This is a genomic window from Bradyrhizobium sp. CCBAU 11386, assembly GCF_028128955.1.
Classification (GTDB): Bacteria; Pseudomonadota; Alphaproteobacteria; order Rhizobiales; family Xanthobacteraceae; genus Bradyrhizobium.
Genome location: NZ_LBKA01000162.1, coordinates 1 through 15,428, shown reverse-complemented (window position 1 = coordinate 15,428; position 15,428 = coordinate 1). Strand labels below are relative to the sequence as shown.

Annotated in this window: 13 protein-coding genes; 10 read left to right on the top strand and 3 right to left on the bottom strand. The window is 65.7% G+C overall.

The window, feature by feature from the left end:
• Positions 1–164 precede the first annotated feature (164 nt).
• The 4 genes from serA (at position 165) to XI09_RS10510 (ending at position 5,757) form a co-directional block, all read left to right on the top strand.
• Positions 165–1,409: a phosphoglycerate dehydrogenase gene (serA, locus tag XI09_RS10525; protein ID WP_271566767.1), complete on the top strand. Its 1,245-nt coding sequence runs from the start codon at positions 165–167 to the stop codon at positions 1,407–1,409.
• 109 nt (positions 1,410–1,518) lie between these two features.
• Positions 1,519–2,538 carry a patatin-like phospholipase family protein gene (locus XI09_RS10520; RefSeq protein ID WP_271566766.1) on the top strand — a complete coding sequence of 340 codons (1,020 nt, stop codon included), beginning with the start codon at positions 1,519–1,521 and terminating at the stop codon, positions 2,536–2,538.
• A 3-nt stretch (positions 2,539–2,541) separates the two neighbouring features.
• Positions 2,542–3,996 carry a GntP family permease gene (locus tag XI09_RS10515; RefSeq protein ID WP_271566765.1) on the top strand — a complete coding sequence of 485 codons (1,455 nt, stop codon included), beginning with the start codon at positions 2,542–2,544 and terminating at the stop codon, positions 3,994–3,996.
• Positions 3,997–4,095: 99 nt separating this feature from the next.
• A complete protein-coding gene (locus XI09_RS10510; RefSeq protein WP_271566764.1) occupies positions 4,096–5,757 on the top strand; it encodes a tannase/feruloyl esterase family alpha/beta hydrolase in 1,662 nt (553 codons plus the stop codon).
• Between the two features lie 59 nt (positions 5,758–5,816).
• On the opposite strand, the gene XI09_RS10505 is transcribed toward XI09_RS10510, so the two are convergent.
• Complete coding sequence (locus XI09_RS10505; RefSeq protein ID WP_271566763.1) at positions 5,817–6,344, bottom strand: Hsp20/alpha crystallin family protein; 528 nt, start codon at positions 6,342–6,344, stop codon at positions 5,817–5,819.
• A gap of 243 nt (positions 6,345–6,587) precedes the next feature.
• Between XI09_RS10505 and XI09_RS10500 the strand changes: the two genes are divergently transcribed.
• Positions 6,588–7,037, top strand: coding sequence for a host attachment family protein (locus XI09_RS10500; RefSeq protein WP_271566762.1), 450 nt, complete (start codon positions 6,588–6,590; stop codon positions 7,035–7,037).
• A gap of 18 nt (positions 7,038–7,055) precedes the next feature.
• On the opposite strand, the gene XI09_RS10495 is transcribed toward XI09_RS10500, so the two are convergent.
• Positions 7,056–8,669 (bottom strand): DHA2 family efflux MFS transporter permease subunit, encoded by a 1,614-nt coding sequence (locus XI09_RS10495; RefSeq protein WP_271566761.1) that lies wholly within the window; start codon positions 8,667–8,669, stop codon positions 7,056–7,058.
• Positions 8,617–9,864: an HlyD family secretion protein gene (locus tag XI09_RS10490; protein ID WP_271566760.1), complete on the bottom strand. Its 1,248-nt coding sequence runs from the start codon at positions 9,862–9,864 to the stop codon at positions 8,617–8,619. Before XI09_RS10490 ends, XI09_RS10495 begins: the two co-directional genes overlap by 53 nt.
• A 91-nt stretch (positions 9,865–9,955) precedes the next feature.
• Between XI09_RS10490 and XI09_RS10485 the strand changes: the two genes are divergently transcribed.
• The 5 genes from XI09_RS10485 to XI09_RS10465 all read left to right on the top strand — a co-directional run bounded on the left by XI09_RS10485 (position 9,956) and on the right by XI09_RS10465 (position 15,190).
• Positions 9,956–10,624: a TetR/AcrR family transcriptional regulator gene (locus tag XI09_RS10485; protein WP_271566759.1), complete on the top strand. Its 669-nt coding sequence runs from the start codon at positions 9,956–9,958 to the stop codon at positions 10,622–10,624.
• 51 nt (positions 10,625–10,675) lie between these two features.
• Positions 10,676–11,137 (top strand): MarR family winged helix-turn-helix transcriptional regulator, encoded by a 462-nt coding sequence (locus XI09_RS10480; protein WP_271566758.1) that lies wholly within the window; start codon positions 10,676–10,678, stop codon positions 11,135–11,137.
• Positions 11,138–11,149: 12 nt separating this feature from the next.
• Positions 11,150–11,920 carry an enoyl-CoA hydratase gene (locus XI09_RS10475; protein WP_271566757.1) on the top strand — a complete coding sequence of 257 codons (771 nt, stop codon included), beginning with the start codon at positions 11,150–11,152 and terminating at the stop codon, positions 11,918–11,920.
• A gap of 122 nt (positions 11,921–12,042) precedes the next feature.
• Entirely contained in the window at positions 12,043–14,124 is a 2,082-nt protein-coding gene (locus XI09_RS10470) for a methyl-accepting chemotaxis protein (protein ID WP_271566756.1), read from the top strand.
• Between the two features lie 124 nt (positions 14,125–14,248).
• Complete coding sequence (locus tag XI09_RS10465; protein ID WP_271566755.1) at positions 14,249–15,190, top strand: dihydrodipicolinate synthase family protein; 942 nt, start codon at positions 14,249–14,251, stop codon at positions 15,188–15,190.
• The last annotated feature ends 238 nt before the right edge of the window (positions 15,191–15,428 follow it).

Genomic DNA, 15,428 nt, shown 5'->3' with positions numbered 1-15,428 from the left:
TGCTCCCTGGGGTAATGGGTCCTGGCTTTCGCCAGGACGACATTGAAGGGGCAGTCAGGGCCCTCTCGCCCCCCCGCCATCTTGTTCCCGTATCCAAACCCTATTGTGCTGCGCCTCGTCCGCGGTTTATGAGCTGCGGCAAAGCCGCCATTCATGGAGATTCTATGCCAGCCCCAGGCCAAAGCCCTGAGCGGAGCGCGAAGGCGCTGCTGCTCGAAGGCGTCAATGACAGTGCCGTGGACCTGTTCAGGAGCGCGGGCTTCACCAATGTCGAGCGTTTGACCAAGGCGCTGGACGGCGAGGCGCTGCGCCAGGCGCTCAAGGGCGTGTCGTTGCTCGGCATCCGCTCGCGCACCCAGATTACCGACGACGTGCTGGCGGCCGCCGATCAGCTCCTTGCGGTCGGCTGCTTCAGCGTCGGCACCAACCAGGTCGATCTGCTGGCGGCGCGCAAGCGCGGTATTCCCGTCTTCAACGCGCCGTTCTCCAACACGCGCAGCGTCGCCGAGCTCGTGATCGGCGAGATCGTGATGCTGCTGCGGCAGATTTTTCCACGCTCGGTCTCGGCCCATGACGGCGGCTGGGACAAGTCCGCGACCGGCAGCCGCGAGGTGCGCGGCCGCACCCTCGGCATCATCGGCTACGGCAATATCGGCTCGCAGCTCTCGACCTTGGCCGAGGCCATGGGCATGCGCGTGATCTATTACGACCGCACCGACAAGCTCCGTCACGGCAACACCGAGCCGGTCGAAAAGCTCGAAGAGCTGCTGGCGCAGAGCGACGTCGTCAGCCTGCACGTGCCGGAGACGCCGGAGACCGCCGGCATGATCGGCGAGAAGCAACTGCGGGCGATGAAGCCGGGCTCGTTCCTGATCAACAACAGCCGCGGCACCGTGGTCGATCTCGATGCGCTGGCTCGCGCTTTACGCGACGGTCACATCGCCGGGGCCGCCATCGACGTGTTTCCGGTCGAGCCGTCCTCGAACTCCGATCGTTTCAAGAGCCCGGTGCAGGGCCTCGGCAACGTCATCCTTACCCCGCATATCGGCGGCTCGACCGAGGAGGCGCAGGAGCGCATCGGCGGCGAGGTCGCGCGCAAGCTGGTCGACTATTTCATCACCGGCTCGACCATGGGCGCGGTGAACTTCCCGGAGGTGCAGTTGCACTTGCGTCCCTCCGGCGCGCGTTTCAGCCATGTCCATCGCAACGTGCCAGGCATGCTGCGGCGGCTGAACGAGGTCTTCCTCCAGCGCGACATCAACATCGCCGCGCAATATCTGGAGACCGCCGGCGACCTCGGCTACGTCGTGCTCGACGCCGATCTCGCCGGTCGGGATTCGGCCACGCTGCTCCAGCAGATCCGCGCCCTCGACGGCACGGTCGGCGCAAGGCTGGTATTCGAGCACTAGATCGCCCACGTTCTGGTTGCATTCTATGGCCACCGCTCTCTAAACTGCTGCCATCTTCGGCGCGGTACAAATTGCGTCGAATTTGAGCTTCAGTTGCGTCGGTGCCGCCATGGAACGGGACGCCGTACTGATTGACCTCGCGCTTCAGGGGGGCGGTTCGCACGGCGCCTTCTCCTGGGGCGTGCTCGACCGCCTTCTGGAAGAGGGATGGCTCACGATCGCCGCGATCTCCGGAACCTCCGCAGGCGCGATGAATGCGGCGGTGCTGGCGGATGGCTGGACGGCCGGCGGCGCCGAGGGCGCACGTGATGCGCTCGAACAATACTGGCGCCGCGTCTCCAGGGCCGCGGCCTTCAGTCCGCTCCAACGCTCGCCGCTCGACCGGCTGATGGGGCGCTGGACCCTCGATACGTCGCCCTTCTACATCCTCACCGATCTGATGTCGCGCGTGTTGTCGCCCTACGACCTCAATCCAACCGGCTACAATCCGCTGCGCGCAGTGCTGGCCGAGAGCATCGATTTCGAGCGCCTCATGCGTTCGCCGATCCAGCTGTTCATCACCGCGACGCGGGTCCGCACCGGACGCGGCCGTATCTTCCGCAACGCGGAGATCACGGCGGATGTGCTGCTCGCATCCGCCTGCCTGCCGACCATGTTCCGTGCCATCGAGATCGACGGCGAGCCCTATTGGGACGGCGGCTTCGCCGGCAACCCGACAATCACGCCGCTGGTTCGCGAGAGCGACGCGCACGACACCATCCTCGTCCAGATCAATCCGACCGAGCGGCCGGAGGAACCGCGGACAGCGGCTGAAATCCTCAACAGGCTGAACGAAATCTCGTTCAACTCGCCGCTGATGAAGGAACTGCGCATGATCGCGCTGCTGCGCCAGGCGGCCGACCCCGGCAGCGGCGAGGGCGCGCGCTGGGCGAAGATGCGGACGCACCGGATCAAGAGCGACATGCTGGCGAAGTTCGGCGCGTCCTCGAAACTCAACGCGGAATGGGAATTCGTCTCGATGCTGCGCACCGAAGGGCGCATGGCCGCGGACGCGTTTCTCGCCGAGCATGGTGCCGACATCGGCCGGCAATCGACCGCTGATCTCGATGTCCTCCTGACGGAGTGCTGAGACATGGGTCTTCTCGGCCTCCTCGTCGGGCTCGGCCTGCTTGTCCTGTTTGCCTTTCGCGGTTGGAGCGTGCTTCTGCTCGCGCCGTTCGCGGCACTCGTTGCTGCCCTGTTCGGCGGCGAACCGTTGCTTGCGAACCTGACCCAGGTGTTCATGGTGAACGCGGCGGGATTTCTGGCGCAGTTCTTCCCGATCTTTCTGCTTGGCGCCGTCTTCGGCAAGTTGATGGATGACAGCGGCGCGGTGACGTCGGTCGCCGGCTTCATGGCGGAGCGCCTTGGCGAGCGGCGCGTGATCCTGGCGGTCGTTCTCGCCGGCGCGCTGGTCACCTATGGTGGCGTCAGCCTGTTCGTCGCGTTCTTCGTCATCGTTCCCATGGCCCGTTCGCTGTTTCGCGCGGCTTCGATTCCGCGTCGTTTGATCCCGGCCGCGATCGTGCTGGGAACGTCGACCTTCACGATGTCGGCCCTGCCAGGCACGCCGTCGATCCAGAATGCGATCCCGATGCCGTTCTTCGGGACGACGCCGTTCGCCGCACCGGGCCTCGGCATCATCGCCTCCCTCATCATGCTCGGCGCGGGATTGTGGTGGCTGCTTCGCGCCGAGGCGGCAGCCCGCCGCGCGGGAGAAGGCTATGGCGACGATGCCGACGGCTTGATCGAGCAGGCCGCCGCCGACGAACTCGTGCGCGAGCGCGCAACGACCGCGCGCGAGTTCGATCCGGCTGAACTACAACACGGTCATCGCAGCGACCGGCCTTCGCCCGTGCTGAACGCCATCGCGCCGCTGGTCGTCGTCGTCATCGTGAATCTGGTGATGTCGCTCGTGGTGCTGCCGCGGCTCGATGTCAGCTATCTCGCCGAGCAGCGCTTTGGCGAAACGTCGCTCGCGGCCGTCGCGGGCGTGTGGTCGGTCGCGGTGGCGCTGGCGGCGGCCATCGTCACGACCATCGCGCTGAACCGGGCCCGCCTGCCGGCGCTTCGCCGGACCATGGACGCCGGGGCCAATGCGTCGGTCCTGCCTGCGTTCAGCGTCGCCAGCCTCGTCGGATTCGGTGCAGTCGTCGCCTCGCTGCCGGCGTTCACGATCGTGCGCGACTGGGTGCTGGCGATCGAGGGCGGACCGCTGGTCTCGCTTGCGGTCGCGACCAACGTCCTGGCGGCGCTGACCGGTTCGGCCTCCGGCGGCCTGACCATCGCGCTCGATGCGCTCGGCCCCACCTATGTCGAGCTCGCCGCACGCACCGGAATCGACCTCTCGCTGATGCATCGAGTCGCGGTGATCGGCTCGGGGACGCTTGACATCCTGCCGCACAACGGCGCGGTGGTCAGCCTGCTCGCGATCTGTGGCCTGACGCATCGCGACAGCTATTTCGACATCGTCATGGTGGGCATCGTGACCTCGCTCCTGGCGCTGGTGGCCGTGATCGCCCTGGGCAGTGTGCTGGGATCGTTCTGAGCTGAACTTCGGTGTGAACGATTGACGGGCGGACGAAGGTTGCATTCAATGCGGCCAACTGTCAGGTTGAGCGAGAACAGAAAAAGCCGGGTGGAAACGATGACGCGAAAGAGAGCGAAGCTCTGTGCATGGCTCGTGGGCACGGCGGCCGCAATGGGCGCGAGCAGCGCGTCGGCGGTGACGCTGGCGGAGGATGCCGACACGGTCTGCAAGGGTCTCGTCGGCGGCGCTGATGCCGTGAAGATCGATTCCGCGACGTTGCAGGCGCCGTCGCAACTCGCCATTGCCGAGCGCGGCCCGACACCATCGGGGCGCATCACGCCCGCCAACCCCGGCTTCTGCAAGGTGCTCGGCCACATCGATCCTGTCGATCCCAAGGCGCCGCCGATCAAATTCCAGGTCAACCTTCCCGTCGAATGGAACGGGCGGTCGGTGCAATATGGTGGCGGCGGCTTCAACGGCGTGCTGATCACCGGCCTTTCGCTGCCGCCGGCCTATCCGTTCGACAAGCCGTCGCCGCTCGCGCGCGGCTTCGTCACCTACGGCACCGATTCCGGCCACGAGTCCAAGCCGGGCGAGCCGCCGCAGGTGTTCGCGCTCAACGACGAAGCTTTCGAGAACTTTGCCCATCGCGCCTACAAGAAGGTTCGCGACGTTGCCGTCGCGCTGATGCAGCGCGCCTACGGCAAGAAGCCGGAGAAGATGTACTTCATGGGTTCGTCCGAGGGCGGCCGCGAAGGCCTCACCATGGCGCAGCGTTACCCCGACGATTTCGACGGCATTTTCGCGCGCGTGCCCGTCATCAACTGGGTCGGCCTGCAGCATGCCGGCACGCGTTCGGGCCTCGTCACCATGGGTGACGGCTGGATCAACCCGGCGCAAGTGAAGCTGGTCGGCGATGCCGTGCGGGCGGCTTGCGACAAGGCCGACGGCTCCGACGATGCGCTGGTGCAGGATCCCGTATCTTGCAAGGCGGCATTCAAGGTCGAGACGCTGCGCTGCGCCAGCGGCCAGAGCGGAGATCAGTGTTTGACCGATGCGCAGATCAAGGCGATCGACACGCTGCATGCAACCTACAAATTCCCGTTCGCGCTCGCCAACGGCCTGGATGATTATCCGGGCTGGGGCGTGTCGGGTGAGGACACGCCGGCGATCGGCCCGACCGGCGGCTGGATCGCTTGGTGGCTCGGCACCGCGCCGCCGGCGCAGCCGCCTGCGCCCAACAACGGCATCGCCTGGGTCTACGGCGCCGGCGGCATCAAATATGTGTTCGCGCGAGATCCCAAGCTCGACGTCACCACTTACAAGCCAGAGGAGCACAAGGCGCGGCTGATCGAGGTCTCCAACCTGATGGATTCGACCGACCCTGATCTCAGTCGCTTCCGCGCCCGCGGCGGCCGGCTGATCATGCTCGAGCACATGGCCGACTACGCGCAGAGCCCCTATGCCGGCATCCGCTATTTCGAAAGCGTCGAGCGCAAGCTCGGCAAGGCCGAGACCGCGGAGTTTGCGCGGCTCTACACCGCGCCCGGCGTCGATCATGTCGGTTCCGGCGCGCCCGCCAATGTCGACATGCTGAGCGCGCTGGTCGACTGGGTCGAGAAGGGCAAGGCGCCCGGCGACCTGGAGGTTACCGAGCAGAAGGTCGAGGCGCCGTCGTTTGCGGTGTTGCGCGCGATGCCGCTATGTCGCTGGCCGGCCTGGCCGCGTTACAAGGCGGGTGCGGTGACGGAGGCGTCGAGCTTTAGCTGCGCGCAGTGAGATCAGCGCAAATACCGCGAGGCCTCTGCGCCTAGGCGGCCTCGCGTCGATGCCTGGGGTCAGGTCGCCTTGACCTCGATCTTCTTGGCGGGCTTCTGCGCTTCCGCCGTCTTCGGCAGCGTCACCTTGAGCACGCCGTTTCTGAACGACGCTTCGATCTTGTCGGCTTCGACATCCTTGGGGAGGCCGAAGTGGCGTTCAAAGGAACCATAGCGTCGCTCGGAGACGTAATAGTCCTTCTGCTTCTCCTCCCTCTCGAATTTCTTCTCGCCCTTGATGGTGAGCCCGTCATTGGCGACGTTCACCTCGATGTCCTTCTCGTCCATTCCGGGCAATTCGGCCGTGATCTCATAGGCCTTGTCGCTTTCGGTGATATCGACGGCCGGTGTGCTCACGAGCTTCTGTGCCAAATTGCGCTCGAAGCCGGCGAGTGAACGGAATGGGCGGCGCCAGAAATCGTCAGGGCCGAAATCCTCGAACAGCCGATCGACTTCCTTGCGGAGCGCCTCGAACGGTCGCCACGTTTCGCCGCCAAATGCGGGTTCGTTGGTTTTCTTGGTGACGGGGAGCCTGGTTTCGTTTGCCATGATCTCTCTCCTTCAGAGATTAGAGCTCGTTCAATGCGCCAAACCTCCATCGGTGCCCACAGCCTGTCCTTGATTTGTCTCAAATTCGGAAGCGCGGCCGCAGTGGCGAGGATGCGTGCTCGGGTATGCAGACATCGGTAAGTATTGCGGACCGTTTTTCGGCGACTGACTCGCATTGATTTGAGTTAACCTCGCCGGCACACAAGAGTTTGAATGTTCGGCTGGCAACCCCGGAGCATCGATATGAGGCTGCTGAACATCCCTCACAACGCGCTCGTTTTTGTTGGCGACGGCCGCAAGGCCCTGTTCCTGCGCAACGACGGCAATCCATTGCATCCAAGCCTGAAGATGGAGCAAGTGCACGAGGTCGAGAATCCGCCCACGCGTGAGCAGGGCACCGATCGTCCGGGCCGCTTGAATAGCCCAATGGGACAGAGGAACGCGGTCGAGACCGTCGACTGGCACAATCTCGAGCAGCATCGCTTCGCGCGGCGCGTGGCAGGCGCAATGGAACAGCTCGTTCGCGCGCGCGACGTGAAGGCGCTTGTCGTCGTAGCACCCCCGCGAACGCTGGCCGATCTGCGCGAAGCCTTTCATGCCGACGTCAAGGCGCGCATCATCGCCGAGGTTCACAAGGATCTCACCAGGCATCCGATCGACGAGATCGCGCAGCATCTGACGGCAGAGCACTGAGGACGTCAACGGAACGGCCTAATGCGCCGGCCCACCCGCCGCCTTCACCCTTCGCGTCAGCAGCACCGCGATCGCGGCGAGCACCAGCACGACGCCGATCACCGCAAAGGTGTCGGAATAGCCCATCACCAACGCCTGGCGCTTCACCGTCTTGCCGAGCGCGATGATGGCCTGCTCGCGCGCGGCATGGGGGTCGGGCACGCCGTGCGCGATGAAGTAGTCCGTCATCTGCGCGATGCGGGTGCGGACCTCCTCGCGGCCGAGCGTGACCGACTGGCCGATGATGTTGGAGTGGAACTGCTCGCGCTTGGTGATGATGGTGGCAAGCGTCGCCGTGCCGATCGCGCCGCCGAGGTTGCGGAACATGTTGCTGATGCCGGAGGCCGCAGCCGCATCCTGCGGCGCGATGCCGCCTGACAGCACCGAGGTCAGCGGCGTCAGCACCATGGCCTGTCCCACGGCGCGCACGATGTTCGGAATCCAGAGCTGGTCGCCGGCATAGTCCGGTGACATCGCCGTGTTCATGAAGCAGCTATAGGCGAAGATCAGAAGGCCGGTGATCGCGATGTAGCGCGAGTCGAAGCGCTGCATCAGCTTCGGGATCAGCGGGATCAGCACGAGCTGCGGCAGGCCGGTCCAGGCCAGCACATTGCCGATCTGCTCGGCATTGTAGCCCTGCGCCTGGCCGAGATAGGCCGGCAGGATGTAGACCGAGCCGAACAGCGCGAAGCCGACCATGGTCATCGCGACCGTGCCGAAGCCGAAATTGCGCTGCGTGAGGAGGCGCAGCCGGATCAGCGGTTTCTCGATTGTGAGCTCGATCGCGACGAACAGCGTCAGGCTGACGGCCGCGATCACCGCGAGCTTGACGATGAAGGGCGAGGAGAACCAGTCGTCCTTGTTGCCTTCCTCCAGCACCGCCTGCAGCGCCGACAGTCCGATCGCCATGGTGACGATACCGGCCCAGTCACCCTCCTTCAGGAGGCCCAGCTGCATCTTCTGTCGCTCCAGCGTCAGATAGAGCGCGGCCACCATCACGGCGGTCGGGATCACGTTGACGAAAAAGATCGTGCGCCAGCCATAGGTCTCCGTGAGATAGCCGCCGATGGTCGGACCGATCGCCGGGGCAAAGGTGACCGACAGCGCAAAGATCGCGAGCCCGACCGGCTGCTGCGGCTTCGGCAGCTTGGTCAGCACCAGCGTGAACGCCATCGGGATCAGCACGCCGCCGGCAAAGCCCTGCAGGCCGCGCATCGCAATCATCGACGGCAGGTCATGGGTGAAGGCGCAGGCGACCGAGAACGCGGCGAACAGCGCCGCGCTCGCCAGCATGTAGCGGCGGAACGAGAACACGCGGCTCAAATAGTCGGTCAGCGGGATCACGATGATCTCGCCGATCAGATACGACGTCGAGATCCAGGAGCCGTTGTCCGCGCCGGTGCCGATGCCGCCCTCGATGTTGAGCAGCGAGGCGTTGGTGATCTGGATGTTCAGGATCGCCATGAACGAGCCGATCATGGCGGCGAGCACGGCAATCCAGGTCGCGGCGCTGGCGCGGTTCGGATCGGCGATTATGCGTTCAGGCGTCGCGGCCGGTGTTGCTTGCGTCGAAATTGAAAGGCTGTTTGACATGGCACGACCCTCCGGAGACGAGCTTCGCTTTGGGCGCCACGACCGCATTCGCGGCCGGCGCGGTCGAACGTGTTGCAATGGTCGGGATCACGGACATGCCGGGCCGCAGCGCAATCGCGGGGCCATGCGCGGCATCGAGCGCGATCTTGACGGGGATGCGCTGCACCACCTTGGTGAAATTGCCGGTGGCGTTGTCGGGCGGCAGCAGCGCGAATTCCTGGCCGCTGGCCGGTGCGATGGAATCGACGCGGCCGTGCACGATTTGGCCCGGGAACATGTCGACCTCGATGTCGACGGCCTGTCCCGCCTGCACGTGGGTGAGCTGCGTCTCCTTGAAATTGGCGACGACATAGGCGCCATCAGTCGGCACGATCGACATCAGCTGCGTGCCGGCCTGCACGAACTGGCCGACGCGCAAGGAGCGGTTGCCGACGACGCCGTCGATCGGCGAGACGATCGTGGTGTAGCCGAGGTTGAGCTCGGCCTGCTGCCGGATCGCCGCGGCGCGCGCGGCGGCGGCCTTGACCTGAACGATCTCGGCCTTGAGCAGATCGACCTGCTTCTGTGCGGAGATGAGGTTGGCGTTGTCGCGCGCGATCGCGGCGTCCGCGCCGGCGTCGCGCGCCTGCGCCTGCTGCGCATTCTGCACGCTGCCATAACCGGTTGCGGCAAGGTTGGTGTAGCGCGTGTTCTCCTGGCTTGCGAACGTCTTCGCGGCCGTATCGACATCGATGGTCGCCTTGGCCGCCGCGATCACAGCCTGCTGGACCTCGAGCTGCGCCTCCTTGCTTGCCACCGTGGCACTTGCGGCGGCGACATCGGCCCTGGCCTGGTCGAGCGCGACGCGGAAGTCGCGGTCGTCGATCCGGGCCAGCACCTGGCCGGCCTTCACATGCTCGTTATCGGCGACCAGAACCTGGTTGAGATAGCCGCTGACCTTCGGCGCGATCGTGGTGTTCTCCGCCTTCACATAGGCGTCATCGGTGGAGACGAGGTACCGGCCGACGGTCCAGTAGTCGTAGCCGTACCAGCTCGCGCCAGCCAGCGCGACGATCGCGGCGCCCATCAGCAACATTTTGCGAAGATTGAGTTTTTGGCGGCCGACGCGGGTCGGCGTGGCGGGCAGGACGCCCTCCAGCGCGGTTGCCGGAAGGGCGGTCTGGGCGGCGGCAGTCGGGGTGGTGTGGACGGTCATGGCCGGGTCCCCTGAATTAGGAAACTTGATAATTTCCAAAATGAGACTAGCTTCGGAATTGTCAATGGAATGACAGGCATCATGTAAAGACATGGCTCGAGTAAAATCGTCAGACGCAAGATCGTCCGGGGAGTGCCGCCCGCGTGGACGGCCGCAACTGCGCAGCGACGAGGAGACGAAGCAGATCGTCCTCGACGTTGCGCGGCAGGCCTTTGCCGGTGACGGCTATGCGGCGACCAGCACCGAGGAACTGGCGCGCCGCGCCGGCATCTCGACCAAGACGCTCTATCGTCTGTTCCCCGGTAAGGCCGCGCTGTTCGAGGCGATGTGCGCCGACAGGCTCGAGCGGCTGCTTTCCGCGGTCGATCTCCAGACCAGCGACGAGGTCGACATCGAAAAGGGCCTGCGTGCCGCGCTGCTGGCCTGTGCGGATCTTGCGCTCGATCCGGAGGTCGTGGCGTTGCAGCGCATGGTGCTGCAGGAGTCAGCCGCATTCCCGGAACTCGCCGCGAATTTCTACAAGAACGGCATCTCCCGCACCGTCACGGCGCTCGCGGGCTGGCTGCGCGCCCAGGTGAAGAAGAAGCGCATCGCACTCGATGACGTCGACGAGGCCGCCGGCATGCTGATCGGCATGGTCGCATCGGCGCCGCAGCGTGCGGCGATCTATGGCGGGGTGGCGTTGCCGTCACGCAAGGACATCGAGCGCCGCGTCAAGACCTGCGCGGCGCTGTTTCTGGACGGCTGTCGCGCTGCCTAGGCCCGGCAGCCGCCCTTTGACAATCCGGTCGGTCTCGGCTATCTATTTCGCATGCGAAATAATGACGCCGCAGCGAGGCATCACCGGCTGATCTACCTGCTCAACGTCGCACAACGTCGGCTGCAGCGCTGGATGGCCGCGCAGCCCGAGAACGAGGTGACGCCGGCGCAGGCGGGGCTGTTGTTCATCCTCGGCAAGCAGGACGGCGTCCTGATGGGAGAGGCAGGCGCGGCGCTCGATATGGGGCCGGCCGGCATTTCCGGGCTCGTCGACCGCACCGCAGCCGCAAGGCTGATCGAGCGGCGAGCCGATCGCGAGGACGGACGCGCCTGGCGCGTGTGGCTGACGCCGAAGGGACGTGCCGCGCTGGCCCAGGCGAAAACCTCGGCCGCGGAGATCAACGCGGCGCTGACGGAGGGATTCACCAGCGCGGAGATCGACATCGTCGCGCGCTGGCTGACGAGCATTCAGGACAAGTTTCCAAGAGACCCTGCAAGAGATCCAGAGGAATAAGAGGAGAGCCCGATGACCGAGCATGTCCGGATCGAGAACAACGGTGGAATTCTGACGCTCACGCTGGCGCGCCCCGACAAGAAGAACGCGCTGACAGACGCGATGTACGGCAAGCTCGCCGATGCCATCGAATCCGCCGAGTTCGATCCGTCCGCCCGCGTGATCCTGATCCGCGGCGAGGGCGACATGTTCACTGCCGGCAACGATGTCGGCGAGTTCGCAGCCGTCGCGAGCGGAAAGTCGGAAGGAAGCCGTAACGTCATACGCTTCATCCAGTCGCTGGCGCGCTGCACGCGGCCGCTGGTTGCGGCCGTGCAGGGCCGCGCCGTCGGCGTCGGCACCACGATGCTGCTGCACTGCGACCTCGTCGTGCTCGCCGACAACGCGCAATTGTCCACGCCCTTCGTCAGCCTCGCGCTGGTGCCGGAGGCCGCCTCCAGCCTGCTGATGCCGGCGCGCATCGGCTATGCGCGCGCCTACGAAATGTTCGCACTCGGCGAGACGGTGCCGGCGAAGGCCGCGCTGGAATGGGGGCTCGCCAACCGCGTTGTGCCGCTCGACAAGCTGGATGCCGAGGCGCTTGCGCTGGCTCAGCGTCTGGCCCGCCAGCCGGCCGGCGCCCTCACCGCGACCAAGAAGCTGATGCGCAATGGCGAGGCGCTGGTCGCGCAGATGAACGCGGAGGGCGAACAGTTCGCGCAGCGCCTGCGCACCGCCGAGGCGCGAGAGGCGTTCACGGCCTTTGCCGAGCGTCGCCCGCCGGATTTCACCAAGGTTGCGTAAGGGAGCCCTGGCGCCGGGAGGCACGGCAGGCGGGAAAGCAGGTATTTGACTACAACCTTAACGAAACATTGGCATGTCGCGATGCAAGGTGGCCATTCGTGTAGACTAGGCCCCTTGACCCCATGGCAATTTTTAAGAAATCGGTGAGCTCGCTTCTCCTGACCTTGATGGCCCTGCTCGCGGCCGGCGCACTGGCGAGCACGGCGATCCAGATGGTCGGGGCCTTCGGCCGCTACAGCGACAGTCTCGAAACCGCGCGGCTTGCCGCCGCCGACAAGACGATCTTCCACGGCGTGCTGTCGCTGCGCAACAACCGCGGCGATGCCCAGAGCGCGCTGCTCGGCGAGGACGAGCCGCGCGCCAAGTTAGGGGCTGCCGAGAAGGCCGAGCAGGCCGGCTATGAATCCATTGGCGTGGCGCTCTCCACGATCGAATTCGACCGGCGCGACGAGATCGCGAATACGCTGAAGCAGCGCTGGAACGAAGCCGCACCGCAGTTCGAGTTGTTCTACGACGAGGCCAAGCGTCCGCGGGCCGAGCGCAAGGTGGAGCGCACCAATGCCTGGTACGATGCCGTCACCAAGGTCATCGACACCGCCAATCTGGCGTCGACCGCGGTGTCGAATCGCGCCTGGATGAACGATCCCTTCATCGCCCGCATGATCCAGGTCCGCCGCTTCGCCTGGCAGGTGCGCGATCGCTACGGCATCCAGTGTTCGACCTTGCGCCCGAACGTCAATGCCAGCAAGCCGCTCGACGAGACCCAGAAGCAGACCATTGCGGGCTGGAACGGCTCCATCGCCGCCGGCTGGGCCGGCATGGGCGAATTGCTCGCCGCACCTGATGTCGCCGCCGAGATGGTCACGGCCGCGAAGGATGCGCGCGCCAAGACCGACGGCGTCCTCAAGCAGATCGGAGAGCTCACCAGGAATTTTGACGGCAGCGGCAAGCCCGCGATGCCCGCCTCGGAATGGAATGTGCTGTGTCAGTCGCCGTTCGCGTCCATCGTCGCGGTCGCGAACAAGGCGCTGGACCAGTCGATCGCGCGCGCGGAGACGGTTCAGGAGAAGGCGCTGACCAATCTCGTGGTGCAGTCGCTCGCCTTCCTCGTGGCGCTCGCCGTGACCATGGCCGGCGTCTATGTGGTGCGCAATCGCCTCATGCGCCCGGTGCGCGCCATTCTGGATGCCATCGCCCGCATCGGCGCGCGCGATTATGCGACGCCGGTTCCGCAATCCCGATATCCCGACGAGTTCGGCACCATGGCGGCCGCGCTCGAAAGCCTGCGCGAGAGCGCCGCGACCGCGGAGCGTCTCGGTCAGGAACGTGAATCGCAGCAGGCGCTCCAGCTTGCCCGCTCCGGCACTGTCGATGCCGCCTGCCGCAGCTTTGACGACACCGTGCAGGCCGTCATCCACAGCGTTGCCGCGTCGGCGAGGGAGCTCGACGCGACGGCGACCGATGTCCGTACGCTGGTCTCGGAATCCAGCAGCCAGACCGCGGCGGTCGCCTCCTCCGCCGAGCAGGCCACCAACAATCTCGAGACCATCGCGGCCGCGACCGAGGAGCTCTCCGCGTCCGTCGGCGAGATTTCGGCGCAGGTGCAGTCGAGCGCGCGCGAGGCCCGCGAGGCCGTCTCGCAGGCCGAGCGGACCAACGCCACGGTCGAGATCCTCGACCAGACTGCAAGCCGTATCGGCGAGGTCGTCAAGATGATCAACGCCATCGCCGGCCAGACCAACCTCCTGGCGCTGAACGCCACCATCGAGGCCGCGCGCGCGGGCGAGGCCGGCCGCGGCTTCGCCGTGGTCGCCGGCGAGGTCAAGAGTCTCGCCGCGCAGACCGCGACGGCCACCGAAGAGATCTCCCGCCAGGTCGAGGAGATCCAGGGCGCGACGGGGCAGGCCGTGACCGCCATCCGCTCCATCGGCGGCGCCATCAGCGGCATCGACGAGAAGATGACGGCAATCGCGGCCGCCGTCGAACAGCAGCGGGCGGCCACCACCGAGATCTCGCGCAACTTCCAGCAGGCGGCGCAAGGCACCCGCGAGGTCACCGACACCATCGGCAGTGTTGCCAAGCTCAATCAGGAAACCGGCAACGCCGGCACGGTGCTGTCGGACTCCGTGAAGAAGATGTCGGCAGACGCCGACCGTCTCCGCGTCGCGGTCGAAGGTTTCCTCGGCGCGGTGAAGACCGCGTAACTTTCACATCCCTGTTCCAGGGGAACGCGGATCGGCATTGCCGCCGATCCGCGCCCCGGCTACATCTGTCGTGCCGCGCGAGCGCGGCGGTAGATGAGCGAGAATATAAGGGATGGAGAGTTCGATGCCGGTCACGCCACACCACAAGGCCCAGCGCCCCTATCGCGGGGTGTTCCCGGTCGCGCCCACCATCTTCGACGAGCGCGGCGAACTCGACCTCGAGGGCCAGCGCCGCTGCATCGATTTCATGATCGACGCCGGCTCGCACGGCATCTGCATCCTCGCCAATTTCTCCGAGCAGTTCGTGCTCACCGATGCGGAACGGGAAACCGTGATGCACGCGGTGTTGGAGCAGGTCGCCGGGCGGGTTCCCGTGATTGTCACCACGACCCATTTCAGCTCGGCCGTCTGTGCGGCGCGCAGCAAGCAGGCCGAAGCGGCCGGTGCCGCCATGGTGATGGTCATGCCGCCCTATCACGGCGCGACCTTCCGGGTTCCCGAGAAAGGTATCGTCGAATTCTTCAGGGTGCTCTCGGGCGCGATCAACATTCCCATCATGATCCAGGACGCGCCGGTGGCGGGCACGCCGCTGTCGGTCGAGCTGCTCACCCGGCTGTCGCGCGACTTCTCCAACATCCGCTATTTCAAGATCGAGGTGCCGGGCGCCGCTGCAAAGCTCCGCGGCCTGATCGAGGCGGGCGGCAAGGATATCGAAGGCCCCTGGGACGGCGAGGAGGCGATCACGCTGCTGGCCGATCTCGACGCCGGCGCCACCGGCGCCATGACCGGCGGCGGCTATCCCGACGGCATCCGCCAGATCATCGATCCCTATTTCGCCGGCAAGCGCGAGGAAGCGAAAGCCGCCTATGAGCGCTGGCTGCCGCTGATCAATTACGAGAACCGCCAATGCGGCCTGATCGCCTGCAAGGTCATGATGCAGGCCGGCGGCGTGATCAAATCGGACACCGTGCGCCATCCGCTCCAGCCGCTGCATCCCGCGACGCGCGCGGGCCTGCTGGAGCTGGCCAAGGAGCGCGATGCGCTGGCGCTGCGGTGGGGGAAGTAGCGCGGCCACTTGCTCCACCGTCGTCATTGCGAGGCGCGAAGCGACGAAGCAATCCAGAATGTGTCTGCGGTGACAGTCTGGATTGCTTCGCTCCGCTCGCAATGACGGAGTTTGTTGGAGCAATCTCCTTCCCCAACGTCGTCCCGGACAAGCGAAGCGCAGATCTACCGTCTTGTCTGTCAAGGGGGCCGATCGGCTGTAAGTGTGCGGCATTGTGCTCGGCAGTCAAGGCGGCTGC